The 25,198-nt window shown below is 38.6% G+C and carries 20 protein-coding genes and 1 tRNA gene; 5 read left to right on the top strand and 16 right to left on the bottom strand.

Annotated elements, in window-relative coordinates; translation table 11 throughout:
• The first annotated feature begins 60 nt into the window (after positions 1 to 60).
• Positions 61 to 1,137: an LTA synthase family protein gene (locus tag H9N25_RS24415; RefSeq protein WP_223833626.1), complete on the top strand. Its 1,077-nt coding sequence runs from the start codon at positions 61 to 63 to the stop codon at positions 1,135 to 1,137.
• Here H9N25_RS24415 and H9N25_RS24410 read toward each other — a convergent pair.
• Positions 1,134 to 1,277, bottom strand: coding sequence for a hypothetical protein (locus H9N25_RS24410; RefSeq protein WP_223833625.1), 144 nt, complete (start codon positions 1,275 to 1,277; stop codon positions 1,134 to 1,136). The two genes, H9N25_RS24415 and H9N25_RS24410, sit on opposite strands and share 4 nt — an antisense overlap.
• 11 nt (positions 1,278 to 1,288) lie before the next feature.
• Here H9N25_RS24410 and H9N25_RS24405 point away from each other — a divergent pair, with 11 nt between their 5' ends.
• Complete coding sequence (locus tag H9N25_RS24405; protein ID WP_223833744.1) at positions 1,289 to 1,996, top strand: LTA synthase family protein; 708 nt, start codon at positions 1,289 to 1,291, stop codon at positions 1,994 to 1,996.
• Between the two features lie 234 nt (positions 1,997 to 2,230).
• Here the strand turns inward: H9N25_RS24405 and H9N25_RS06155 are convergent, their stop codons facing one another.
• Positions 2,231 to 2,752: an SRPBCC domain-containing protein gene (locus tag H9N25_RS06155; RefSeq protein WP_223833624.1), complete on the bottom strand. Its 522-nt coding sequence runs from the start codon at positions 2,750 to 2,752 to the stop codon at positions 2,231 to 2,233.
• A 181-nt stretch (positions 2,753 to 2,933) separates the two neighbouring features.
• Between H9N25_RS06155 and H9N25_RS06150 the strand changes: the two genes are divergently transcribed.
• The gene (locus H9N25_RS06150) at positions 2,934 to 3,914 is read left to right on the top strand and encodes a GlxA family transcriptional regulator (RefSeq protein WP_190328296.1); all 981 of its coding nucleotides are present in this window, start codon (positions 2,934 to 2,936) and stop codon (positions 3,912 to 3,914) included.
• A gap of 61 nt (positions 3,915 to 3,975) precedes the next feature.
• Here H9N25_RS06150 and H9N25_RS06145 read toward each other — a convergent pair whose 3' ends face one another.
• From H9N25_RS06145 to H9N25_RS06110, 8 genes are all read right to left on the bottom strand, one after another.
• The gene (locus H9N25_RS06145) at positions 3,976 to 4,425 is read right to left on the bottom strand and encodes a DUF1569 domain-containing protein (protein ID WP_190328295.1); all 450 of its coding nucleotides are present in this window, start codon (positions 4,423 to 4,425) and stop codon (positions 3,976 to 3,978) included.
• Positions 4,409 to 4,843 (bottom strand): VOC family protein, encoded by a 435-nt coding sequence (locus tag H9N25_RS06140; protein WP_190328294.1) that lies wholly within the window; start codon positions 4,841 to 4,843, stop codon positions 4,409 to 4,411. The genes H9N25_RS06145 and H9N25_RS06140 overlap by 17 nt, the downstream gene beginning before the upstream one ends.
• Positions 4,844 to 4,916: 73 nt before the next feature.
• Positions 4,917 to 5,339, bottom strand: coding sequence for a helix-turn-helix domain-containing protein (locus H9N25_RS06135; RefSeq protein WP_223833623.1), 423 nt, complete (start codon positions 5,337 to 5,339; stop codon positions 4,917 to 4,919).
• A 336-nt stretch (positions 5,340 to 5,675) separates the two neighbouring features.
• Entirely contained in the window at positions 5,676 to 6,362 is a 687-nt protein-coding gene (locus tag H9N25_RS06130) for a hypothetical protein (protein ID WP_190328293.1), read from the bottom strand.
• Positions 6,359 to 7,429, bottom strand: coding sequence for a T9SS type A sorting domain-containing protein (locus tag H9N25_RS06125; RefSeq protein ID WP_190328292.1), 1,071 nt, complete (start codon positions 7,427 to 7,429; stop codon positions 6,359 to 6,361). Before H9N25_RS06125 ends, H9N25_RS06130 begins: the two co-directional genes overlap by 4 nt.
• Positions 7,396 to 13,158 (bottom strand): IPT/TIG domain-containing protein, encoded by a 5,763-nt coding sequence (locus tag H9N25_RS06120; protein ID WP_190328291.1) that lies wholly within the window; start codon positions 13,156 to 13,158, stop codon positions 7,396 to 7,398. Before H9N25_RS06120 ends, H9N25_RS06125 begins: the two co-directional genes overlap by 34 nt.
• 702 nt (positions 13,159 to 13,860) lie before the next feature.
• A complete protein-coding gene (locus H9N25_RS06115) occupies positions 13,861 to 14,112 on the bottom strand; it encodes a helix-turn-helix domain-containing protein (RefSeq protein ID WP_190328290.1) in 252 nt (83 codons plus the stop codon).
• A gap of 935 nt (positions 14,113 to 15,047) precedes the next feature.
• Entirely contained in the window at positions 15,048 to 15,839 is a 792-nt protein-coding gene (locus H9N25_RS06110) for a CPBP family intramembrane glutamic endopeptidase (RefSeq protein WP_190328289.1), read from the bottom strand.
• A 702-nt stretch (positions 15,840 to 16,541) separates the two neighbouring features.
• On the opposite strand from H9N25_RS06110, the gene H9N25_RS06105 reads away from it, so the two are divergent.
• Positions 16,542 to 17,165, top strand: coding sequence for a sensor histidine kinase (locus H9N25_RS06105; protein WP_190328288.1), 624 nt, complete (start codon positions 16,542 to 16,544; stop codon positions 17,163 to 17,165).
• Positions 17,162 to 17,863 (top strand): LytR/AlgR family response regulator transcription factor, encoded by a 702-nt coding sequence (locus tag H9N25_RS06100; RefSeq protein ID WP_223833622.1) that lies wholly within the window; start codon positions 17,162 to 17,164, stop codon positions 17,861 to 17,863. The genes H9N25_RS06105 and H9N25_RS06100 overlap by 4 nt, the downstream gene beginning before the upstream one ends.
• Positions 17,864 to 17,947: 84 nt before the next feature.
• Here H9N25_RS06100 and H9N25_RS06095 read toward each other — a convergent pair whose 3' ends face one another.
• The 6 genes from H9N25_RS06095 to H9N25_RS24400 all read right to left on the bottom strand — a co-directional run bounded on the left by H9N25_RS06095 (position 17,948) and on the right by H9N25_RS24400 (position 25,196).
• Complete coding sequence (locus H9N25_RS06095) at positions 17,948 to 19,036, bottom strand: serine hydrolase domain-containing protein (RefSeq protein WP_190328287.1); 1,089 nt, start codon at positions 19,034 to 19,036, stop codon at positions 17,948 to 17,950.
• 345 nt (positions 19,037 to 19,381) lie between these two features.
• Positions 19,382 to 19,454: transfer RNA gene (locus tag H9N25_RS06090), tRNA-Lys, on the bottom strand.
• A gap of 520 nt (positions 19,455 to 19,974) precedes the next feature.
• A complete protein-coding gene (locus H9N25_RS06085; protein ID WP_223833621.1) occupies positions 19,975 to 21,816 on the bottom strand; it encodes a glycoside hydrolase family 35 protein in 1,842 nt (613 codons plus the stop codon).
• Positions 21,817 to 21,947: 131 nt separating this feature from the next.
• A complete protein-coding gene (locus tag H9N25_RS06080; protein ID WP_190328286.1) occupies positions 21,948 to 23,471 on the bottom strand; it encodes a glycoside hydrolase in 1,524 nt (507 codons plus the stop codon).
• 22 nt (positions 23,472 to 23,493) lie between these two features.
• On the bottom strand, positions 23,494 to 24,954 hold the full coding sequence (locus H9N25_RS06075) for a RagB/SusD family nutrient uptake outer membrane protein (protein ID WP_223833620.1): 1,461 nt from the start codon (positions 24,952 to 24,954) through the stop codon (positions 23,494 to 23,496).
• Positions 24,897 to 25,196 (bottom strand): hypothetical protein, encoded by a 300-nt coding sequence (locus H9N25_RS24400; protein ID WP_223833619.1) that lies wholly within the window; start codon positions 25,194 to 25,196, stop codon positions 24,897 to 24,899. Before H9N25_RS24400 ends, H9N25_RS06075 begins: the two co-directional genes overlap by 58 nt.
• Positions 25,197 to 25,198: the final 2 nt, after the last annotated feature.

Below are 25,198 nucleotides of genomic sequence, written 5' to 3'. Positions count from 1 at the left end.
CTCTTTGCAAAAAACTAAGGTCTTGCAGATAATTTTCAACTGTTGGAATAGTCCCCTATTATGAGCATTAAAGAAAAAACAAGTAAACTATTAGAAAACAGGTTCGGTCCTGTTTTTCTGGCTACATTGTTATTATGTAGCATTTCGTTATTAACCCGCATTACACTATTAATTTATAGTGCGGCTTCTTTCGATTGGTCTATTTTAAACCTCTTAAAAGTTTTGCTCATCGGTCTGTTTTACGATCTGGCTGCGGCCTCTTTTGCTATTATACCGCTGGTTATTTACCTGTGGCTATTCCCAGCCAAAGGCTATACGGGCAAAACAAGCAGGGTATTACTGTTTATCTATTTTTTCGTTGTTATTTTAACGCTCATTTTCAATGCCGTTTCCGAATGGTTCTTTTGGGAAGAATTCTCTGTACGTTATAACTTTATTGCTGTCGATTATCTGGTATACACAACCGAAGTGATCGGAAATATCCGCCAATCGTATCCCATTAATACCATTTTAGCTGTCCTGGTTATTTTAACTGCGGGTGTTGTTTACCTGTTAAGAAACTTAATTACAGTATCTACGTACCAGCAGGCACGATTTGGCAAAAGAACCAAAATTGCACTCATTTTGCTGTGCCTGCCCGTATTTACTTATTTCTGTGTAAGCCACAAGTGGAAAAACAACAGCAGCAACCAATATGTAAACGAACTTTCGGGCAATGGCATGTACGAGTTTGGCTATGCTTTTTGGCATAATCAGCTCGATTATGATGCCTTTTATAAAACGCTGCCAATTAAAAACGCTGCCAATATTATTCAGCACCTACTCCCGGCAGATTCTATTGCGAGAACCGATATCAGTACCTCCAGAATGATCAATAATCCCGGAGCTGAAAACAAGATGAATGTAGTACTGATTAGTGTAGAAAGCTTAAGCGCTGAGTTTCTAGGTACTTTTGGCAATACACAGCACATTACCCCACAACTCGATTCGCTGGCAAAAGAAGGTTTGCTCTTTAATAATTTATACGCTTCCGGTACGCGTACCGTAAGGGCCTTGAAGCACTTTCGCTTTGCATCCCGCCTACCCCCGGACAATCGATCGTTAAACGTCCTGATAATAAAAACCTGTTCACCTTAGGTAGCATATTTCGCTCCAAAGGATACAACAGCAGGTTTATTTATGGTGGCTACGGCTATTTCGATAATATGAACGAGTTCTTTTCTAACAACGGTTACCAGGTAACAGATAGAAGTGCACTTCAGGATTCGGAAATCCATTATTCAAACATCTGGGCGTTGCCGATGAAGATCTATTTACACTTTCGTTACGCGAACTGGATAAAGATTATAAAGACAAGAAACCTTTTTTCGCACAGATTATGACGGTTTCGAACCACCGTCCTTATACTTACCCTGAAGGTAGAATTGATATTCCCTCGCACACAGGTAGAGAGGGTGCAGTTAAATACACAGACTACGCTATTGGCAAATTTATACGCGAAGCAAAACAGAAGCCTTGGTTTGCTAATACGTTATTCGTAATTGTGGCTGATCATTGCGCTTCTAGTGCAGGTAAAGTTGAGTTACCGGTTGATAAATACCATATCCCGATGATTTTTTATAGCCCGGGACACATTGTACCCGGCAAATTCGAGAAGCTCACTGCACAGATTGATATCGGCCCCACCATTTTGGGTTATCTGAATTTTAGTTACAATAGTAAGTTTTTTGGTCAGGATGTGTTTAAGATGAAAGATAGCGAAGAAAGGGCATTTATAAGCACATACCAGAGTTTAGGCTACATTAAAAATAACAAGCTGGTTATTCTCGATCCAAATAAAAAAGCGACCACATACAAGCCCGATTTTACTACCGGAAGTGCTGTAGCCATACCCGCAGACCAGAAATTGATTAATGAAGCTATATCCAATTACCAAATGGCTTCGTACCTCTACCAAAATGGTTTGTACGGTTTTGACTCTAAAAAGAAACCCTAATAAATTTACCCATGAGCATAAATACCGGGGTTGCTGATTTGAAAAGAGATAAAAGCAAAATCGATGAGTATAGATCAACTTGCCGAGCAAATAAGTGTTAGCAAATGCTGCCGAGTATCGGCCTTGATAGATACCAGTTGTAACACGGATCTCAATTACCCAGGCATTATTTTTTTAAGAATGCTACCTTAAAGAAGAAAATTTAGCATGTATATATTAACTGCAGCCTATTCATTAAAAATTGAACTGGCTGCAGTCTTTATTAGGCTTCCAGTTTCCACTTTTTTGCCAGTTTGGTATTAAAACCATCATTTTCTTTAGGATTTGGCTCCCCTTCCCTGTAGTAATTAGTTTATACAAACTTTCTTTAATATAGTTGGTCCATGCTTCCCTGCAAATCTCATAACATTCGTAATGAGGCACCAATCCTTCGTGTGTAAAAATTACAGCGGTTTGTGTACCCTTTTTAGAAATATCGAAAACCAGCTTTGTACCAATCCATTCGCTTTTATCGGTTGTAAACTTAAAATAGTTATCTAATATTAGCCAAGCCACTTTTTGATCTGGAATCAGTTCAATTAACTTCATTTTACAATAATGAATATCTCTATAATGATAAACGAATTCGGCGTTAAGAATATCGGTATTTCCTTCAATGGCTTCCGACCACCATTGACTAACATTGGTGATGGCATTAAATGCTTCATTCGGACTTTGATCGACCAAAATGGTGGCTGTAAAATCTTGTTTTTCCATGGGTTCTGCTGTTGTTTAAATTTAAGATTGATTAGAATAAAACAAAGTTAACAGCAATATATGTTGCAAACAGGGTGCAAAATAGACATTATAGCGGGTTGATTTGGACAGCTTTAAGTTTTATCTTTAAACAAAAAATTAGCAGATCAATACTAAACCAGCATCATATAAAACCACTAAGATGAAACACATTACCATCCTTGTGCCTGACGGACCAAACAACTTAAGTAGTATTGTTGGTTCATATAAAATATTAAGCAGGGCCAATGCATACTGGCAGGAAAAAGGCAATACACAGCTATTCAAAATTGAGCTGGCAGGTATTTCTAAAGAAGTTGATTTTTATGAGGGTTTATTTTCAGTGAAACCGCACAAACATATTTCATCTATAACCAAAACTGATCTTGTAATTATCCCTTCTTTAAATCACAATTACCAACTGGCAATGGAAGGGAACAAAGAACTGATTGGTTGGATTTCTACGCAATATAAAAATGGTGCCGAAATAGCAAGTGTTTGTACTGGGGCATACCTTTTAGCATCAACTGGTTTATTAGATGGCAAAACCTGTTCTACACATTGGATTGTAGCTGATCATTTCAGCAAAATGTTTCCAAAAGTAGACTTACAACCAGATAAACTGATTACCGATGAAAATGGTATATATACTAACGGCGGGGCTTATTCTTTTTTAAATCTACTTCTTTATCTGGTAGAAAAATACTTTGATAGGCAAACGGCTATCTTTTGTTCGAAAGTTTTCCAGATAGAGATGGACAGGCAAAGCCAATCTACCTTTATTATTTTTAAAGGACAAAAATTGCATGGCGATGAAATGATAAAAGAAGCACAAAGTTATATTGAGAACAACCTCCAACAAAAAATATCTGTAGAAGATTTATCGACCAGGTTTGCAGTTGGCAGGAGAAGTTTTGATAGAAGATTTATTAAGGCAACGGGAAACACACCAATAGAATATTTGCAACGTGCTAAAATCGAATCGGCCAAAAAAGCCTTAGAAACCAGTAGAAAAACCGTTAACGAAGTAATGTATGAGGTTGGTTATGCAGATGTAAAGGCTTTCAGAGAAGTTTTTCGGAAAATTACAGGAGTTTCTCCCCTGGAATATCGAAATCGGTACAATAAGGAAATAGTAATCTAAAATCATCAGGCAACATGCTCCTGCTGCCGAATGATTAATATTTTACTTTGCTAAGCTGAAGTTAAACACCAAACTGCCTTAAATGATGATCAGCATGTTTATAAGAAAAAACACCGATTTGTTCTTTTGTCATCTGACCAAAAAAATCGTGGACAAAACCAGGGTTATCATAGTTTCCAAATTCTTCGATGCGCTTAATCAGAACTATTTGCTGTTGTTTCAAATCTCCTTGTTTTTCTTTAACCACAAACTTTCCTGCAGGCATATTTTTACCTATCGGTGTATCATCTTTCGTATTACTTTTAAGCGCCATCCGGCCGAATATCTTACCTAAAAAATCGACTTTATAAGCTGGTTTATCTTTACCCAGAACCCATTCGAACCAGATGGTACAATGTTTTGCCATTTGATACACATCCATTTTACCCCAAAGGCGGTTGCTATTTTCGGTTAGCGAATTAACCCTATCTATTAATTCACTTCTTGTTGATTGCTCAAATACCGTTTTCATTACCAAAATTATTTAGTGGTTGTAATGAAAAATAGTTTCCCGAATCATCTTTAAATAGCGCCTCAGTTCCATAAAACTCTTTAGTAGGTGCTTTTATGAATTCAACTCCTTTAGCTTTTAGCTCTTCATAAGTTGCAAAAATATCGTTGCAGGTAAGTACGCCACAACCAAATATTCCATTTTTGATCAGCGATATTAATGTTTCTGCTACATCCTTTGGAAACATTTTACTCACTGTAACAGGAAATAATACCAGCTGCAGATCAGGCTGCTCTGGTGGCGACACGGTTAGCCAACGGCTTTCTGGCCCCATAGGGATATCATCTACCAGTCTAAATCCCAGTTTGTTTACGTAAAAGTCATAAGCACTATCCTGGTTCAGAACGTGAATGTTTGTGATGGTCATTTTGGTAATCATGGTTCTCAGTTTAATTTTATAAATGTTGAACCAAATTTGAGCAATGATTTAAACAATCACTTCTTCATAATTGCTATTTTTCTAGCCAGCCGTGTTGTAAGGCAAAACAACTGGGCACAAAAGAAATAGGCGATTTTTTAATGGCTAATTTTAATTGTTGCATCTGTGCCTGATAATTTGATGGCGATATGCCTACCATGCGTTTGAAAAGTCCGCTAAAAGAAGTTAAGCTATCAAATCCAACTAGAAAGCATGCTTCAGAAACGCTTTTATCTTCGCGCAACAGCTGCTGGGCTTTTTCGATTCTTACCCACGTAAGATATTGGTGTGGAGTTTTAGCATAAATGGCTTTGAAAAGCCTGGTAAAATGAAATTTAGAAAAACAGGCTTCATCAGAAATGTAACTAAGATCTATTCTTTCTGCATAATTTTTATCGATGAAAAGTTTTGCTTGAACAATCCGTCGATATAGGTAAACTTTTGGATATTGCTCCATAATTCGGTAACCCTCTAATTTTTCAGTTTCAGAAAGTTACGAATAATTTTAAGCGCTACTTGATATAAATGATGAAAAGAATAGATTTGGCAATATTATTAAATAAAATGCCGCTCAACTTGTACCATTATATATCTATTAATTTAGGTGTGCCTATAAAGGTAACACCGTCAATTTAAGACCGTAAGATCTTTCTAGCTTGTTAAAAGATCCTTAAGTGCCGTTTAATTCCTATTGAAATTCGGAAGCTTAGTTTGTACTCCAGTTTTCTCCTCAATTGTTGCTTGTGGATGCCCCCCGGATAATATCCGGCATTAGTTACTTCTATACCACATCTTAATTTGCCTTAAACTGGAATATTCCAGAATCTGAAGTATTACCTGCTACATCTTTCGTGATCACCTTCCAGTAGTAAGTTATACCTGAAGTTACTGCTATACCGTTCAGAAATTTGTCGGTAATACCAGTTTTATAGAATGACGGTGTACTGCTTGTACCAAAATATACATCGTAGCCCAAAATGTCATTATCCGGATCACTTACTGTCCAGGTTAGGTTAACCGTGCCAGTTGCAGTGCCTTGCCCGAAAATATTAGAAAGATTGTCTGCTGGAAACGGAGGATGGGATACAGTACCTGTACCTGCATTATAAAACTTCCACACCTCACTCTTAGCCGTTGTTGATAATGAACTAGTTTTTGACAAAACATACCAAGAATAAGGCATATCCCGATCGAGATTTACCGATAGTTGATTAGTAGAAGTCGTTACTATAGTAACAACATTTGTCAGCAGGTTTTTGATATTTATCTCATAATTATCAGTATTGCTTGCGCTATTCCAGGTAAAGGTTATGGTGCTTTGAGTAGTTGATATAACAGTTCCGGATGTACATACTGAATTTTGAGCAGGATAGGTAAGTATTGCAGGTTGAGGAGCAGGTTTAATATCCGTAGTGTCTTTTTTGCTGCAGCATGTAAATAAGGCAGCGGTTAGTAATATAACGACGATGTATTTTCTCATAATTTCACAACTTTAAGTGTTTTTTCACTTTGGCCGGTTTTCACCTTAAGCAGATAAACTCCAGGAGTAAGATTCTGGGGTTCGATCGGCACCGTGCCAGAAGTATTGGTAAATTGTTTGCTATAGACCTTTCCACCGGTAATTTTAAATAATTCAATGGTTGCCAAAGGAATCTCTTCATTGCCCAGATTTACATTAAATGTTGATGTAAACGGGTTTGGATAGGCTACAATTCCAGTTGACAGATCGAAACGTTTTTGATAAATACCCTGGCAAGATTTATCTGTAGCCACGGTCACATCATTTACACCATTTCTCAGGCTAAGTGTGATATTACCTGCTGTAGTTGTAGTGGTTATCCCATTCAGGGTAACATAATAAGTACTACTACCATCTAAGGTAAGGTTTAAGCTTTGTGCAGTATGATTAACAGCAGCGTATACAGCTAAACTTTTAGGTTCGGTTATTACCACATTAAAACACTGCTGATAACTGCTTTGGCCGGCGATAGTAAAGCAAACATTATAACTGCCCGATGCCAGGTTGTTAATACTGGTTGTGTTGGTAAAAGGATAACTAGCATTTACACTTCCTCCAGTTATTGTGGCAGTATAATTCAAACTTTGCGCAGCGTTAATCATAATTGTACCATTGGCCGATCCGTAACAAGTAGCACTATTAGCCGTTATCGTAAAGTTAGAAGCGGGCAATGCAAATATTGAGGTAACTACAGTAGCTGCCGATGTTTTACTCACCCCATCCAACGTTACAGTAACAGTATATGCCCCGCTTTGGCTGGCTGTATAAGTACCCGAAGTTGCCCCTACAATGTTAATCCCATTCTTCAACCATTGGTAGGTATAGCCTGCTTCCGAATTTGCCGTTAACAATACACTACCTCCTGGATAAAATTCAAGTGGACCTGAAGCCGTGATAATCGGTGTAGGCACAATGGTAATCCGTTCAGTAAAAGTTGAAGTGCCTGCTATATTCGTTACCGATAATGTTCCGCTTATCCCTGTAAAGATCGCTTCTATCTGCGTATCAGATTTAACAATGTACGACACTGCAGGTATCCCGCGATAGATACATTTTTAGTTTGGTTAAAGTTGCTACCAGATATTAATAATTGCCCGGTGCCATCGTTTGCTGCCACTGCAGAAGTAATAACCGGAAGATTTACAAAAGTGAAACCAGGAAATGAATTTTGACCATCGGGATTTTGAACAGTTATGCTTCCGCTTTCACCTTCGCCTACAATTGCAATAATACTTTGGGGAGAATCTACCGTAAATGATTTTGCCGCCTTGGCACCAAAATTTACAACAGATGTTTGGTCAAAATATTTACCAGTAATAGTAACAGTTGAGCCTTTTGTTCCAATAAGGGGGGATACTGAAGTGATTTGCGGTACAGGTATAGGGCCGTTATTATAAATGGTTAATTTCTTTTTAATGGGATCTAAAACCACCATATCATTCCTGCCATCACCATCCATATCAATTACTTTATAATTATTAACATTATCGTTGGTACTCGTAATCAGTGGAGCAGATGATGCGAACGAAATATTACCAACACCGGATAAATTACGCGAATAGCTAATAACACGACCTGCCAGCCCCAAAACATCTATCTTGCCATCGCCATCAACATCAACCAAACTATTTTGAAAAGATAGCCCGGCATTCGAAAATACGCTAGGTGTTGCGAGCGATTCGGCATTAATCGTTCCTTTTGTTGCTGTATTTCTTGAAATCAGAAATACGCTGCCACTATTATAGCCATAATCATTTTCAAATACATCCACTTTACCATCTCCGTCAAAATCGGCAGATAGTAACGACCAAGAATAATAACTGGAGTGCCGGATATATGTAGTTGGAAACAGCGACGGATTTAAACTACCAGGTACTGTATTATTTTTAAATATCGTAAATCCATCATATGAACTTCCGTATATAGGATCGGGTTTATTATCACCATCAATATCAGTTAAAGTAGATGATATATTGCTGCTCGATGAGATATTTGTAAAGTATCCTGCTGGCCCAAAAGATACTGAGGCCCCTTTTGAAGTATTAAGATAATAAGTTCCTATTTTACCTAAAAGTAAATCTGGCTTGCCATCCATATCTATATCTCTAAGCGTCATGCCCGCATCTGAATTGTTTAATGATTCAAGTGCCGTTGTACTAAAAGATATATTACCCCCAGTTGATGTATTACGTAAAAAAACAATACTGAGTCCTGTACCAAATAAAATATCTGGTTTTCCATCTCCGTCTACATCATCCACCACCATATTTATAACCCGCTTTCCGCTTATTAAATTAATTTTTTGTGTAAACGATGATCTAGATAAAATTTTATCATTACCATGCAATAGAACATATAACGAATCGTCTTTCGCAATCAAAAAATCAGAAGTACCATCTCCGTCAAAATCTTTAACGGCTATAGAAGAAACTGCCGCGTTGAAATTTAGATCAAACTTGTTCGAATAGCCCGAAAATGCTGTTGTAGTGGTAACCAAAAATGGCAGATTCGAATATCCGGTTAATCCTTTATCTATATTGGTTACTGTAACTAAATTATTTGCTCCTGCTGGTACCACCACATCCAACTTTGTTTTGGTTGCAGCAGTAACCTGAGCTTTAACAGGACCAAAATAAACCACATTTTTTTCGGGTATTGTATTAAAGTTATCTCCTGTTATGCTTAATGCTGTTCCAATTGGCCCTGATGTTCGTGAAAATGAAAGTACCTCCGGTGGATTATTATATAAAAATCCAGCTATTGTTCCTGATCCGCCACTAGTTGTAACGGTAATCAATCCGGCTTCACCCAAACCTGGTATAGCCTGAATACTGGTTGGCGAATTTACGGTAAATGAACTTGCCTCTACATCACCAAATTTTACACTGGTAACATTAGTAAAATTAGTACCAATGATTTTGACTTCTGTTGTAGCACCTTCACCAGTTTTTGTGAATGAAGTGATTACCGGAGCAGGCAAAAAAACAAATCCCTGAAAAGAAGCCGTCCCCCCAGGATTTGTTACCGTAATAGTTCCACTCGAGGCATTTGCGGGCGACACTTTAATTTGAGTTGGCGATATCACCGTAAACGCAACAGCGGATGACCCAAATTTAACTCCTGTTACTCCAATAAAATTACTTCCTGTTATGGTAACTGGGGTTTGTGCATTGGCAGTTAACGGGCTTACACTGGTAATGGTTGGTTGAGCGTACCAGGTAAAACCATCAATCTGTGCAGTACCTGCATTCGTTGTTACAGAAATTTTGCCACTGGCTCCGGCATTTACTGTTACCACTACAACATTATTGGTTACGCTCGTTATTGTTGCTGCAACACCACCTATTGTTACAGCCGATGCCGTAAGAAGATTTGTACCATTGATGGATACCGATGTACCCAAACCGCCAGAGGAAGGCGTAAATGAATATAATACCGGTGGTGGCAAGAATGTAAATCCAGCAAAATTTGCTGTTCCGCCCTGACCACTAATAGTTACAGTTCCACTATTACCGGTACCAACTGTAGCGGTAATAGTAGTTGACGAAACAACTGAAAATGATATTGCATTAACACCTCCAAAGTTTACTGCTTGTATATCATTAAAATTATTACCGGTAATGGTAACTGTTTGGCCGGCTGCAGCTATTAGCGGGCTAATGCTTTGGATAACCGGTGAATTGTAAATAAATCCATCTATTGACGCGGTACCGCTGATGGTACTTACAGTGATACTACCGCTTACAACTGCATTATTGATATAAACAACAATAGAAGTAGGAGAAATCGTAGAATATGAAACCGCAATACCTGCAATTTTAACGCTGCTAACACCAATAAAATTTGTTCCGGTAATGGTTATTTGTCCGCCACTTTGTTGTGCTGCCGGAGAAAATGTTGTAATTGTTGGTGGTTGAGCCCAAACAAAGCCTGGTTTACTATCACGTCCTAATGGTGTTACAACTACCACATCACCTGACGAGGATACGGTTGGTACAGCGCTTATAGTTGTTGGCGACAATACGGTAAATGATGCGGCTGGTACCCCTCCAAAACTCACCAAAGTTGCATTTGTAAAATTTGCACCACTAATAATTACCGGTGATGTTGATAATGTACCGCTATATTGCGGATTAAAAAAAGAAATCGATGGACCTGGATGGGTAAATCCAGGTGCAGAAACCCGTCCTAAAGGCGTTACCACAGTTACACTACCTGATTTACCTAAACCTACAACGGCAGTAATTTGAGTTGACGAATTGACAATGAACGAAGTAGCGGGCACACCACCAAAATAAACATCGGAAGCATTTGTAAAGTTATTCCCGGTAATAACAACAGTTTGACCAACACCAGTGCTTGTTGGTGTAAAAGAAGTAATAGCAGGCCCTAAATAACTAAAACCAGGTAAACTTGCATTACCGCCTGGTGAACTAACACCAACAGCACCGCTGGCTCCTGCTCCAACAGTAGCCTGTATTGAAGTAGGCGATAAAATGGTAAATAATGAGTTAACACCACCAATTGTTACAGCACCTACTTCTGTTAAATCTGTACCGCTAATTGTTATAATATCTCCACTTGACGCTGTTGTTGGTGTAAAAGAGGTAATAGTTGGAGCAGGTAGCCAGATAAATCCTGATATTGACGCTGTTCCATAGGTATTTGTAACGGTTACATCGCCTGATGAAGCACCAACACCAACATAAGCAAAAATCTGATTACTGCTACTGTAACTGATACGGGCCGGTACACCACCTATATTTACCTGCGAATTATTTAAATTAGATCCAATGATTGTAATTCCGCTATTTAATCCACCTTTAAGTGGGTATATCTGCGTAATAGCTGGTGGTAAAATATAAGTAAAATTATTATATGTTGCTTTTCCTCCGGGTGTAGTTACCATAACACCATTACCCGAACCGGCTGCAATTACCGCCTTAATTGTTGTAGGCGAAATTACAGTAAACGAACTTGCTTCAGTGTTTCCAAACATTACACTTGTTGCATTACTAAAATTACTGCCGCTTATTGTTATATTATCACCTGTGCCACCACTATAGGGAGATATGGCATTAATACTTGGGGTAGCAATATAAGTAAAGCCAGGAAAATTTGCACTTCCAGCAGGGGCATAAACAGTCACCGACCCCGTACCTCCACTATTTCCTACTACTGCATTTATTTGTGTTGGCGAAACGATTGTGAACGAAGCAGCATAATATCCACCAAAATTAACCTGAGATACTCCGCTAAAATTTGCACCTGTAATCGTTATAATACTACCTGCTGCCCCGCTAGAGGAAGAAATAGCTGTAATAGTAGGCGGAGGTATAAAGGTAAATCCTGATAGACTGGCTGTTCCGTACGGATTAGTAACTGTAACATCTCCTGATAGCGAACTTCCGGCAGCAACATTTACAGAAAGGCTGGTTGGAGATGTTAAATAAAAACTCGAAGCGGGCTTTCCACCTATACTTACCGCAGTTGTGCCTGTAAAATAACTTCCTGTAATAGTAACCCCCTGCCCTGTGTATGCCGATGTTGGTGAAAAGGAAGTAATTACTGGCGGTTCTGTAGAAACAGCGACTGTGAGATTTAAACTATAGGAGCTTATTCCGAGTTCGTTTGATGCGGAAATTTTATAATTGGTGGCAGCAGAAAGTACCTTTGGTGTACCGGTTATAGTACCATCTGTACGCAAAGAGAGCCCCGCTGGTAGTGTTGGGGTGATGGTAAAGCCCGTTGTTAAAATCTTATAAAGACCTGCAGTGAGATATAAAATATTATCATCCTCATCAAGTATGAAGTTATTATAATAGGTTTGAGCTTTCGTTTGTCCATTCGGATCATAATATACTGGTCCCCCAATAGTAACGACGTCTGCAGAAGGGCTTACACGGCGAAACAATGAATTTCCATCCGCAACGATTAAATTACCTTTCGAATCCATTTGCATCATGATTGGAGCCCAAAAAGAAGCAGATGCCCCGCTGCCATCCACACTACCAAAGCTTGAGCCAGCAAAGGTTGTCACAACACCTTCCTGTGTGATTTTTCTAATCAAACTATTGCCCGATTCTAATGCATATATATTCCCGTCAGTAGCTACCTTTATGGCAACCACATCGTAAAATGAAGCAGCGGCACCCGTACCGTTTGCCTTTCCTGAAACTCCGGACTTGCCAGCAAGAAAAGAGACAGTACCATCGGTAGCAACTTTCATTATCCTACCTGGAGCTTCAGCAACATAGATTATACCATTCGCATCCATAGCAAGTGCTTTTGGAATAAACAGCCCTTGCGCATAAGTTGATACTACACCTTCCGGCGTTATTTTTCTTATTCTCCCATTTGTTTCATCCCTGCTATTATTTTCAGCCACATACAAATTTCCGGCATTATCTTTTATAATATCATTCATTTTACCAAACAGTGCAGATGTACCTATTCCATCGGCGTAACCGTAAGTTATGCTTCCAGCAAATACGGAAGAAGTTCCATCGGATTTTAAACGGATTATTGAAGCGTATTGGATGCCATAAAAATCACCTGACGAAGATTTTACGAAATGATCAATAAACAATGGGTTTGATGCAAAAAGTTGATGAACTTGAGGGTATACTCTGGCTGGAACAGCTCCACCAGTATTTGTAACATTAACGGGTGTGATTTCTTTTTCAAGAAAAACTGTTTGTGGACTTGTATAACTAATATTTGGTTTTTGTGCGTATGATCCGAACGATATTATCAAGAAAAAAACAGACAGAGAAAATTTAAATAGGACAAAGTTTCCCCATATTGAAAACAATTGACTTCTAATTACTTTTTCCGAGGATTTTAAATTAAATTTTAGACGTTTATTTAGACACATAACGAAGCGTTTTTGTTGGTTAAGTTGTAGCCATCTCTATTCACCTGTCATAATGAATATGAAATAATCAGCTAATGAAAATATAAATCGATTATAGCACTGAAAGACAGAAGGCCAGTTCAGTGCAAGATGAGTCAGTGCAGAAAAAACATTATCGAGAGTGTTAATTATTGATTAAGAAATATTCGTACCTCACAAATTTAGCATAAATATTCATAGTCAAAAAAAAAGCGATCAAGATTATTAAAACAAACGACACGATCATTAAAAGTAGTTCGGAAGATTAGTGTTCCAAACTACAAAAAGACACCTCAGCTATCTGAGCTGAGATATAATCATGAACTGTTACGACTTACTGCAAGCCGTGTAGGAATTTTATTTCCATGAAAGAAAGCAGTCTATCAGAATGGTGGGATATGATCTTTCTAACTCAATTGTATGTTCAAAATCCATTACTTTACAGCTTTAGGCTTTAATCAACTTCCCGCCAAAAAAGTAAATAACAGAAATACAACATGATTAGTCCTAAAATAGGTTGACACTTTACGAACAGCTTTCCGATTTTTATATAGGTTGGGATATTTATGCAGCCAGTGTTTTGAGTTTGTTGTCTTTTGATAGCAGCTGCTGGGCTTTTTCGATTCTTACCCACGTAAGGCATTGGTGTGGTGTTTTAGCATAAATGGTTTTGAAAAGCCTGGTAAAATGAAATTTAGAAAAACAAGCTTCATCAGAAATGTAACCAAGATCTATTCTTTCTGCATAATTTTTATCGATGAAAAGTTTTGCTTGAACAATCCGTCTATATAGGTAAACTTTTGGATATTGCTCCATAATTCAGTAACCCTCTAATTTTTCAGTTTCAGAAAGTTACGAATAATTTAAGCCAGACTTGATATAAGTGGAAAAATACCAGAAGTTGTATTTGAGTTAGCTTATAAAGATAAAGCCAATAAACCACTTACAAGGAATGATACAGGCTTTGAAGACATATAGACACAGCTTTGCAGCGAAATCATAATTTTAGTATATTAGGCGAATAAAAAGGAATGATAACCCAAATGAATCCACCGGATTCAACATCCCAAAAAAATTATTCCAAAGTCCACATTTACCCCACATTTACCCCACGTTTATGCTACCTTCCAACCAGGCTTGCTTATGACTTGCTTCGTACCTGCTTGCCTACCGCTTCGCACTTACCTTGGTTGAATGATGGCCCAGTTGTAGATCAGGTAGGTCAATAATTTGCTTCGCTGTCGATCAGCGCGTTAACAATAGCTAAATAAAAGGTAAAGGGAAGGCTATCTTAGTGTATGGTTGGTCTACAGCGATGTCGGAGCGGCCCGGGAAGGAAAAAGAGCTGATTAAAATTTTGCCCTGTTGCTTCGTTTTAAATCACAGTCAAGGCGCAAAAAAAAACGGGCAGACAGCAAATACGGAAGAAGTTCCATCCGATTTTAAACGGATTATTGAAGCATATGGAATGCCATAAAAATCACCCGACGAAAATTTACGAAATGATCAATAAACAATGGGTTTGATGCAAAAAGTTGATGACTTGAGGGTATATTCTGGCTGGAACAGCTCCACCAGTATATTATTAAGAAAAAAACAGACAGAGAAAATTTAAATAGGACAAAGTTTCCCCATAATATAATCCTTGTCGAGTAATATTGGCAAGGATGTTTTGCATATCTGATCCGGCGTTTTGTATCCTAATGACTTGATATAAATTATGAAATGTCATCTGGTAAATTTGCCGGTCATCAATAAGCCCTGTTTTGTCCTAGGGGCTTTTTGATTTTCCAAATGACAATAATGGTTATCACTATCACTAGGAAATAAGGGAAAGATACATTGAACATATTATAGGTGGCATGGCTGTTGTTGAAGATGACCAAAGCAGAGCTTTTCCCTCCTGCAGTTCGTGGAATAAGCTCCTGTGCGTAGTTCCATCCCAAATGGATTCCGATGGGGAACATCAAATTTTTAGTTTTGATATAGGCCAAACCAAAGAGCACCGAGCCGGCCCCGGTAGACAACATAACCAGGATAATATCATCCGTCGCCATCCCCTTATTAACGTGCATTAATCCAAATGGGATAGCGATTAGTAATTGTGCAAGCCACGGGCGATATTTTGATAAAAGCTCTTGGAACGGATAGCCTCTGAAAACAAATTCCTGAACAAATGCCGACCACAGGCACATCAGAAAAGTAACCATCAACAAAATTGGATCGATATGACTGTTCAGTTTCCAGTTGTCTTTGGTGAGTAAGACGGTTAAAAGAAAAGTTACAATCAGCATCCCAATCCCAATACCAAGCCCTTTAAAAAAATCAGCGCTTGTTCGCTTATCTCGTGGCCAGAAACCTAAGGAAGATAGGGACTTGTTTTCTAACTTAAGCAATATCCAGCTCATTATTAGTGCAATAATAAAAAAGAAAATAAAATCGTTGAGCACTGGAACAGCTCCTGCAATAACTGTTGCTAGAAACATGAATAGGAAATAACATACTACTTTAAGCCATGGTGGCAGATTTGCAATCATTTTCATAATTGTGATTTTTATATAAATAGCCTAATTTTAATTTTCCCCTGCAACTTTAATCGACAGAATAGGAAAAAATCAATATTAAAGTCTGTTTTTAAGCAATAAAGTAAGGATTGCCTAAAGAAAAATCACTCATTGGGCAATGACAGGGTTTAGTTGGTGAATTTGGCCTGTTGGTCGTTAATATTTGCGCTAGTGTAAAGAATAACAGATATTTAACACATGCAGACCTTTAAGCTCATTGAAAAAATATATGCTAGGCCAACCATCAGGATAAGCTTACACCTTCTCTTTTGGGCTGTGCTTTTCGTGATAAAACTCTATCTTACAAATGTTTCATTCAATGTATATAAATCCTTCCCATTAGCGGCATATCTACTTCTAACCTTAATTAGCACCATTGTTCTAGCTACATTTTATTACGTAGCGGTATATGGAATATTGCCGATATTACACAAAAGGCGTTATGCAATCGGGATAACTTATCTGCTTGTTGCATTGGTTTGCTATACGGTACTGGACTCTTACCTTGAAATATTAATAATAAACACGTGTGAGGGATGCAAAGAGATACTGAACCACGAGAATGCAGCCTATGCAGCTTACTTGGAAAGGGGGCTTATCAATATAATACTGACAAGACTTTTAGGCTTTGGTACCCCCATCTTACTCTTGTTTGCACTGTGCATTCCATTCAGTATCAAAATGGCTATTCAGTCCTTTAGAAGCAACATTCGGGCCTTGGAACTGGCCAAAGAAAATCTGCAACTTGAGTTCAACTTCTTAAAGGCACAGTTAAATCCACATTTTCTGTTCAATGCCATGAACAATATCTATGGGCTCATTCTTAGCGGTGATAAAGAGAAATCGGCAGGATTGGTATCGAGGCTTTCTGAGTTGTTGCGTTATACCCTATATGATTCCAACGAAGACTTGATGCCAATAGAAAAAGAACTGAAACTGATAAGTGATTATATCGAGCTGGAGAAGGTAAGACTGAATGACACCAAGGTGAATTTTAAATGGCAACTGGACCATAATGATTATCACATCGCCCCTTTATTGTTAATGCCGTTAATTGATAATGCTTTTAAATACAATAATGATGAAGAGGGTTCGTATATTGACATTTTTTTGGATGTACTACAGGGACGGTTCAGATTTACCATTGAGAACGGTATAGGCGAAGGACAGAAAGGGCGTACAGTTGGTGGTATAGGTATTAACAACCTGAAAAAGAGATTGGAACTTTATTACAAGAATAATCATTGGTATGAAACTTCAGTTTTAGATGGGGTTTACGCTGTAAATTTAACTATCCAGCTATGATCAAACTAAATTGTCTTATTGTGGATGATGAGCCCATTGCAAGAAAATTGCTTGAGGGATATATAGAGAGAATCCCAGAGGTATCGCTTATCAAAAAATGCAAGAACGCAACCGAAGCCTATGAAGCTTTGTATGAAACGCCCATTGATCTCATTTTCTTGGATATTGCAATGCCAACCATTACAGGAACAGAATTTTTAAGGTCATTGCGCCGGGCACCCCTTGTTATTTTTACCACCGCTTTTGCCAATTTTGCAGTAGAAGGCTTTGAACTGAACTCTGTAGACTATCTGTTGAAGCCCATTACATTTGAGCGGTTTTACCAGGCTGTACAGAAAGCGATAGATCGAAAAACACCACTTCATCCCCAACCGATACCAGATACTCCTGATTACATTTTTGTTAAACAGGATTCGAAGTTGGTGCGCATTAACCATGTTGATATTGAATTTATCCATGCAGAAAAAGATTTCTGCTGGATTTTCTGCTCGGGCGGCACTAAATACTTTGTTTCCAAGCACCTGAAGATGTTTGAAGAAATATTGCCACTTAACAAATTCCTCCGTGTTCACCGCTCCTATTTGGTTAACCTTTCCAAAATCAAAACATTAAAAGGAAATACTTTAACATTAGGCACAGAAGAAATCCCGATAGGTGCAAACTATAGACAGCTATTGATGGAAAAACTAAGACTATAATATTGGGTTGACGAATCTATTCCTTTTCCCGCATAACTTTTTAATGCTTTGATGGGCGTTGTTTTTGGCCTTAATCCCTTGTATCTATTTGATTTCTTTAACGACTTTATATATACCGCTTGCCACTCTATAAAGTCCGACACCTGCCGAGTCGTCCTTTTGGTTTGAAAGAATAACAATTTCGATTTGGCTTAGCGGATAGATGAGGCAGAAACTGCGAAAGCCATTTGTTCCCCCATCAACTCTAAGGTACTGGTCCCAGTTCCAAGTCTTTCCGATCTCCCATTGGAAGGCATGCGCAACGTTATCGATGTCTCCCGTAATGATACGGTGGCTTAGTTTGAGCGCAGGATTGTTCTCTACGTTCTGGTACTTAAGGTATTTGAGCATATCGCTTACTGAAGAGTGAAGGCTTCCTGCTCCTGGGAGGGTACTGGGCATATTGCCGACCGCTTCTCTATTTGCGTCGTAGCCGCTAAGTTGCCCGTCAGCATACTTTACACTGTAATTAAGAGCAGTTCGTACCATGCCCAAGGGAGAAGTAATATACTGGCTGATGAGCTGATAATAGGTCTTTTGATAAATATTTTCCAAGATTAGTCCAAGCAGCTGGTAGCCCACATTTGAATAAGCGTAACGGAAAGATTTTAAGGAATCGAGCTTTACCTGATGAAGAGAATCCAAAAAAGTCGGTGTTTCTATTGGCTTACCGGATACATTACCAAAACTGTTGGGAAACTGGGCAGTATGTGCCAATAGATAGCCAATTTTTACCGGACCGCCATTTTTATACTGGAGATTTGGAAAATTGCCTGGTAGAAATTTACGGATATCATCATTTAGAGACATTTTCCCTTCCGTAATCGCATGAGCGATAAGTAATCCTGTAAAGGTCTTAGTGATCGAACCGATCTCATAGATGGAGTTGCTGCTGGGGAGTTTTTTAGATCCTGGCGCCGTTTCGCCATAATTGTAGGTATAGGATTTCCCCTTGTAGTTGATCCCGATAGAAATGCCCACCCGCCTCCCCTCCTGCATGTATGCGGCCATTAATTTAGCCACCGCAGAGTCGATTGGCGATCTCATCGGATTGTCGCTGCTTTGTGCAAAACAACAAACACTTATTAATAGAAAACAGATCAATAAGGCTATATTTTTCATAACACACCTCAATATACGAAATATTTCGTATATAAAAAATATTTGATTTATGTATAGGTTTTATAGGCTGGACTTTTTTAAAAGGCCTGATATTTTTGTTTCTAGGTGGATCTTCTGAAAAGGATTAGCCAGGTGTAGTTTTTGGCAATTCCCTAAAAGCAAAAACCCTGCTAATCGCGCGATTGCAGGGTTTTATACATTTTGATAGTCTTTGGTGTGATCCCGCTGGGATTGGCTCAGTCGCTTTAGGCCCGAACGCATTGCTTGAGCCTTCCAGAATCGAACCCGGCCTCCCCTTCTGTTCGAACCCCAGCGGGCATAAAACAAAAAAACCTCACATTTCTGTGAGGTTTTCTGTGATCCCGCTGGGATTCGAACCCAGGACCACTACATTAAAAGTGTAATGCTCTACCAGCTGAGCTACGGAATCATTTTCTCCCTTTCGAGGCTGCGAAGTTAGGAATTAAATTCATTCTTGCAAAGAATAAAGGCAATCTATTTAATAAAAACTTAACATTAACGAAATAAAAAACAGTTAAATATTTATAATTCATATGGTTAAGCACCATAAAAAAAACACCTTTTTTCTTTCTCTTCGGCTGCTTCGTTGCGAAAATGGATAAATAAGATAAAAAGCCTTCTTGTGGTCATTACGATATTATTTCTGGCCATTATAAATGATATCATGCAACAAATGTTTGTGCCCTTATTTAAAACCAATGTCTACTAAAAAATCTATTTTTATAGTAGTTTCTAGTTAAGTAAAAATTATCAGTCAGAACAACCCCTTAATTTTTCACTACTCAAATAAGTGGTCAACAGCTGAAGATAGCGTAGCAATAGCCATTATGCACCTGGTTCACATAATGGCTATTGTTAGATTGAAATTTTATTTTTTCAAGCCCTGTAATTAATATTGCTGATGCATTGACCAGAAGAAAATCAAGATATTATTTACCTTTCAACTCATTTAAAATGGCTTTATCTAAACTGGTTAATATATTCTGCTTAGGTTTAAGCAGTTCGAAAACTACAATTTCATTCTTTCCCTTTTTAAGCCATTCTGCTGGCAAATAAATGGTCTGTTGTGGTCCAATACCCCAGTATTTACCTAAATTATGTCCGTTAACCCAAACCAGTCCTTTCCCCCATTGGCGCATATCTAAGTAAGTATCGGCAACTTTTGTTAAATTAAATGAGGCCGATTTTAGCACTGCTGCCGATTGACTTGTTACTTTAGCAGGTATTTTTTGGGTATCTATTTTATCAAATGGCAAAGGGTACATTTTCCACGATTTAATCTCCTTGCCATTAAAAGTTACATTTTTAGTAATCCCTTTGTTATTTTTAAGCAGGTAAGGGCCAAAATTGATTCTCCCCATGTTTTCTACCAAAATATCCAATTGTACGTTACCTGCAGGAAGATTGACCATTAAACTATCCTGATAAAGTCTTCTATCTAAAACACCTGCAAGTTTTTTATTGATATATACTAATCCGTAATCGCGCAGCTCATTGATTTTAATTACACCTTTACGTCCACCTTTTATGGTACTGCTGTAGCGTACAAAACCATAAGGTTGGTTAAGGGCTTCGAAGGTTAATGGTTTTTCACTTAATTTTGGCTTGCCAACCAGGTTAAAGATATCAGTTGATTTGGTAAAGGTGATTACAGGCAATGCCGCAGCAGGTTTGGCCGCGGGTACTTCGGGTAGTGTCTGGTTTGCAGGTAAATTCTTTTTAATCGCTTCGCGGAAAAGCATAAATTTTGTCGTTGCATTACCCGCTTCATCTAAGGGCGCGTCATAATCATAACTACTAATCTGCGGTTCGTAAGCTGTAGAATCGTTATAATTTGCCCCGTTCATGAAACCTCTTGTTGTACCGCCATGAAACATATACATGTTAATAGAAACCCCTCCTTTGAGTACAGTATCTAGTTTATTGGCGTACGTTTTCGGATCTACCTGGTGATGTTTTGTTCCCCACCAATCGAACCAGGCCGGATACCATTCTGGCACAAAGTAAGGTCCGGTACCATTGTTATATTTATTGATCAGTGTTCTGATCTGAGCAGGATTATCAATACCGTTAACTCCAGGAAGCAAGCCCGCTAAATGTCCACCGTCTAATGCCGGAACCGGATCGCAGGTAGAAAGTACACCATCAAAACCGGCATCTTTAAAGAGTTGTTCATTAATTTTCAGGTATTCTTTGTCGTTTCCATAAGAACCATATTCGTTTTCTACCTGCACCATTAAAATGTTGCCACCATGGTTAATCTGCAAGGGCGCCAAACGTTTACCGATCTCGGTAATATATTCCTTATATTCTTTTAAATATTGTGCTTCTTTACTCCTTACCTGTAAGCCTTTAATGTTCTGTAACCAGAATGGATAACCGCCAAATTCCCATTCGGCGCATACGTACGGACTAGGGCGAAGCAATACCCATAAGCCTTCTTCTTTTGCAATACGGACAAATTCGGCAATATCATTATTACCAGAAAAATCAAACTGATCTTTCTGCGGTTCGTGCACATTCCAAAATACATAGGTACCAATGGTATTTAAGCCCATGGCTTTAGCCATTTTCATTCTATCGCGCCAGGCTTCTCTTGGTATACGGGGGTAATGCATTTCTCCTGAAATGATCTGAAAGGGTTTATTATCGAGCAGAAAAACGGAGTCTGCGAGTTTAAAAGTATGCTTAACCTGTGCAAACGCACCAAAGCTGGCAAAACAAGTAATTAAAATTACTTTAATCATTACGTGTTTAAGGGTAGATTTCATTTAAGATGTATTAAGTATTTAAAAAATCGAAAGCATAGTTTTCCCATATCGATTTGTAAAATGCTTTTCAGCACAAAACAAAATGATTGGTATAAAAAAATAGGGCGCTTTATAATTCCTGACTAAGAAAATTAATTACTGAGTATGGTGGTTATAGATTTAGCAGGAACACGAACACGTTTCGTATCCTGATATTGTTTGTAGGGCGACAAACTGTATTCGGCTGAAGTAACATAGGTTTGTACAAAACTTTGCTCATTCCCTTTTACATCAATATCCAGATCGAGATCGTTTTCTGTAGGATTAACGGCTACCGTTACGAGCTTTTTATTTTGCAAGTAAGATGATACATACACCTGTGGCACTTTTTCTTCAATTGTTTTAACCTGAAGCCGTTTACTGCCAGCACCAATAAAACGGCTATAATTACCTAAAGCCCATAACAATTTACTATCATACACCTGCCCATCTGTTTTGTTTTTATCAATATAAACCAGCCCATCTTTATAATCGCCTGCCGATACGGCTAACCACCACTGCCATGATGTAGCATTTGATAAAACGAGATCGTGGTGGATCAACTTTGCAATAAAAAGGGCGGTTACCATACCCAAATCACGTTTTTCGCCTTTAAGCACATCATCTCCAAGTACACAATATTCAGACATCCAATATCTTAAACCTTTTATTTGCGCTACTGCTTCGGCTGTTTTTTTACGGACAGTAATAAATTTTTGTTCAGGACTTGTTGTAAAATAGCTATGACCAGAAATAGATTGATCTATATGAGAAAGGTTGCCAACATAATTCGGAGATGAAGCATTAAAGAATTGATATGCCTGATTTCCCTTTGTGGCATTTCCATTATCATATAAATAATCGAGTTGGCCAGCCTCTCCTATTTGTATTTTGGTTTTAACCTGATTTTTAACAAAAGCCTCATTAACACCCCTATAAAGTTGAGCAAGTTCGATATTGTTATATGGGCAACCTTCCTGGTTGTGTTCATTCCATTTCCACTGTGGCTCGTTTGCAGGGCTAAGGTAATTTAGTTCTATTCCGGTTGTTTTTTTTATTCCTTTTATGGTAGTAACAAGGTATTCTGCAAATTGGGGCAGTTTATCAAAATTCAGGTTGCAGTTACCATCTGTGGAATAGGCTTTTCCATTTTTGGTAAAAAGCACATGCGGACTGTTTACAAAGCCGATAAACTGTTTTACGCCACGGGTTTTAGCGGCCTTTAAAAACCAGGTCTGCCCTGGCATTGCATTCCAATCATAACGACCATCTGGTTGCAGAAAAGCGTATTGACGACGCCATTCGTCGCCAATATCGCTTGCCTTACCTTGGGCGGCACTGCCGCCACCAATACTGAAACGCCACATGTTAAGGCCAATACCTAGGGGCTGACCCGTTTTTGTAGTTTGGGTACTGAAAAGCAAATCAGCCATTTTCTCCCTTTTCTCTGCAGGCCATAATCCGGCAAATTGACAAGTCCATGCATCAGAGGCACCAAAGCCTTCTATAGTTTGGAATGTGATTGCCGGATCGATCTCTATCTTTACAACAGCTTCTTGTGCAAGGGCTGTTTCGCCATAGAAAAACACAGCAAGGCAAATAAAAAAACGGTTAAGATGTTGATATGGCTTTATCATGCAAAAACTTAATTTCTATTTATTAATAACCAGGGTTTTGCTGCAATTTACCACCTGATGCTAAAATTTCGGCTCTAGGTATAGGTAACCAATAGTGTTTGGTTTCAAATTTTCGCCCATCTAAAGCAACTTTAGGCGTGTAGGTAAACCCAGTACCTGTTTTGGTAATAATTATTCCGCCTGCAGGTTTATTTTCCGTTACATCGGCAATTTTCCATCTTCTAACATCATAAAAGCGATGTTCTTCGAAAGCAAGCTCTACCCTACGCTCATAGCGGACTGCATCGCGCATTTGTGCCTGTGTAAGCCCAACAGCCAATTCAGGCATATTAACACCTGGCCTTGCCCTTACCATATTTATGGCTTGTCTGGCCGACATTGTCGATCCGGCAGGAACAGCGTCAGGCCCATAAGCTTCATTCGCAGCTTCAGCATAGTTAAGCAAAATTTCTGCATATCTAAAATAGATCCATGGCTGAAAACCTGCGTTGCCCCAAGGGTTTTGCAATGGATAAGCATCATTCATGAATTTTTTAAGGTAATATCCGGTTTTTGTGGTGTTCCAGTTGTCACTTCCATCTTTACTGTCTTTTCCTCCGGGAATAAAGGTTTCTACATTACGCTCGCGGTATGCTGCTCCATTGTATAAAATGGTCGCTGCAAAACGCGGATCACGGCCTTTGTAAGGTTCATTACTGTCATAACCAGAAGTAGGATCTGTAATCGGTTTTCCATTGGCCATTTCGTAATCATCTACCAGGTTCTGCATTGGCAAATTGCCGCCCCAACCGCCATAACCGTTTGGTCCGTTTGCAATTTCTAAATGGGTATGGTTGGCATTTTTGGTAAACAATCTTGCAAAAATAACTTCATTGCTTTGGTCAGTTAAAAACAAGTTTGCATATCCACCAGTATATATTCCATATTTATTTAAAGAAATAACGGCCTGAGCTGCAGTAACAGCCGCCTGCCAGGTACCAGCATTGTACAATGGACTTGCTGCATATAACAGTAAGCGCGATTTAAGTGCCAGTGCCGCACCTTTAGTTGCCCTACCAATTAGCCAGTTATTACTGTTATCTAAAGGTAAATCTGCCGCAGCCTGGTCTAGCTGTGCTGCTACATAATCTATAGATTCTTTAATCGAGGCACGTTGAAACAATGCCGGATCTTGCAGGTTATCTGAAAGTTCGGTTATCTTATCGCCCATCAAAACGATTCCACCATAGTTTCTGATCAAATCCTGATAACGGAAAGCCCTTATAAATTTAAGTTCTGCTATTAACTTCTTTTTATGCGACTCGCTCATTGCAATCTTAGACAGCACGCCCAGTGCATAATTACACTCTCTAATCCCCCGATAACTCCTGCCCCAATATACACCGGCGCTACCCAGGTTTTCTGGAGCAAGCTGTCCTCTTTGGATCAACCAGGTTGCATCATCATTATTATAAATAGATTCATCTGTAAAAGAGCTCCACATGCTATATTCAAAACCTCTACCAAAACCTGGGCAGATCCATCAGCTTCTTTATCCTGCAAACGTGTACCAAGATAGCGGTTGGTTATATAAGCCTCTAATGCGGTTGTATCGGTTTCTATAGTAGCAGGCGAAAGAATATCGGTTGGTTCTACATTTAGAATGTCTTTTTTACAGCCTGTAATGCCTATTGCAACCAAAAATAGGTACAAGAATGATATTTTATATATTGATTTGATTTTCATGA

The sequence above is a fragment of the Pedobacter riviphilus genome (genome assembly GCF_014692875.1).
GTDB lineage: Bacteria > Bacteroidota > Bacteroidia > Sphingobacteriales > Sphingobacteriaceae > Pedobacter > Pedobacter riviphilus.
The sequence above is the reverse complement of the archived record's forward strand: the minus strand, read 5'-3'. Positions and strand labels throughout refer to the sequence as shown.

What these genes read in the sequence shown, in the direction of transcription:
- H9N25_RS24415 (WP_223833626.1), top strand. Translation starts at nt 61, where the DNA reads ATGAGCATTAAAGAAAAAACAAGTAAACTATTAGAAAACAGGTTCGGT.
- H9N25_RS24410 (WP_223833625.1), bottom strand. Translation starts at nt 1,277, where the DNA reads ATGGATTTCCGAATCCTGAAGTGCACTTCTATCTGTTACCTGGTAACC.
- H9N25_RS06155 (WP_223833624.1), bottom strand. Translation starts at nt 2,752, where the DNA reads ATGGAAAAACAAGATTTTACAGCCACCATTTTGGTCGATCAAAGTCCG.
- H9N25_RS06150 (WP_190328296.1), top strand. Translation starts at nt 2,934, where the DNA reads ATGAAACACATTACCATCCTTGTGCCTGACGGACCAAACAACTTAAGT.
- H9N25_RS06145 (WP_190328295.1), bottom strand. Translation starts at nt 4,425, where the DNA reads ATGAAAACGGTATTTGAGCAATCAACAAGAAGTGAATTAATAGATAGG.
- H9N25_RS06140 (WP_190328294.1), bottom strand. Translation starts at nt 4,843, where the DNA reads ATGATTACCAAAATGACCATCACAAACATTCACGTTCTGAACCAGGAT.
- H9N25_RS06135 (WP_223833623.1), bottom strand. Translation starts at nt 5,339, where the DNA reads ATGGAGCAATATCCAAAAGTTTACCTATATCGACGGATTGTTCAAGCA.
- H9N25_RS06130 (WP_190328293.1), bottom strand. Translation starts at nt 6,362, where the DNA reads ATGAGAAAATACATCGTCGTTATATTACTAACCGCTGCCTTATTTACA.
- H9N25_RS06115 (WP_190328290.1), bottom strand. Translation starts at nt 14,112, where the DNA reads ATGGAGCAATATCCAAAAGTTTACCTATATAGACGGATTGTTCAAGCA.
- H9N25_RS06110 (WP_190328289.1), bottom strand. Translation starts at nt 15,839, where the DNA reads ATGAAAATGATTGCAAATCTGCCACCATGGCTTAAAGTAGTATGTTAT.
- H9N25_RS06105 (WP_190328288.1), top strand. Translation starts at nt 16,542, where the DNA reads ATGGCTATTCAGTCCTTTAGAAGCAACATTCGGGCCTTGGAACTGGCC.
- H9N25_RS06100 (WP_223833622.1), top strand. Translation starts at nt 17,162, where the DNA reads ATGATCAAACTAAATTGTCTTATTGTGGATGATGAGCCCATTGCAAGA.
- H9N25_RS06085 (WP_223833621.1), bottom strand. Translation starts at nt 21,816, where the DNA reads ATGAAATCTACCCTTAAACACGTAATGATTAAAGTAATTTTAATTACT.
- H9N25_RS06080 (WP_190328286.1), bottom strand. Translation starts at nt 23,471, where the DNA reads ATGATAAAGCCATATCAACATCTTAACCGTTTTTTTATTTGCCTTGCT.
- H9N25_RS06075 (WP_223833620.1), bottom strand. Translation starts at nt 24,954, where the DNA reads ATGTGGAGCTCTTTTACAGATGAATCTATTTATAATAATGATGATGCA.
- H9N25_RS24400 (WP_223833619.1), bottom strand. Translation starts at nt 25,196, where the DNA reads ATGAAAATCAAATCAATATATAAAATATCATTCTTGTACCTATTTTTG.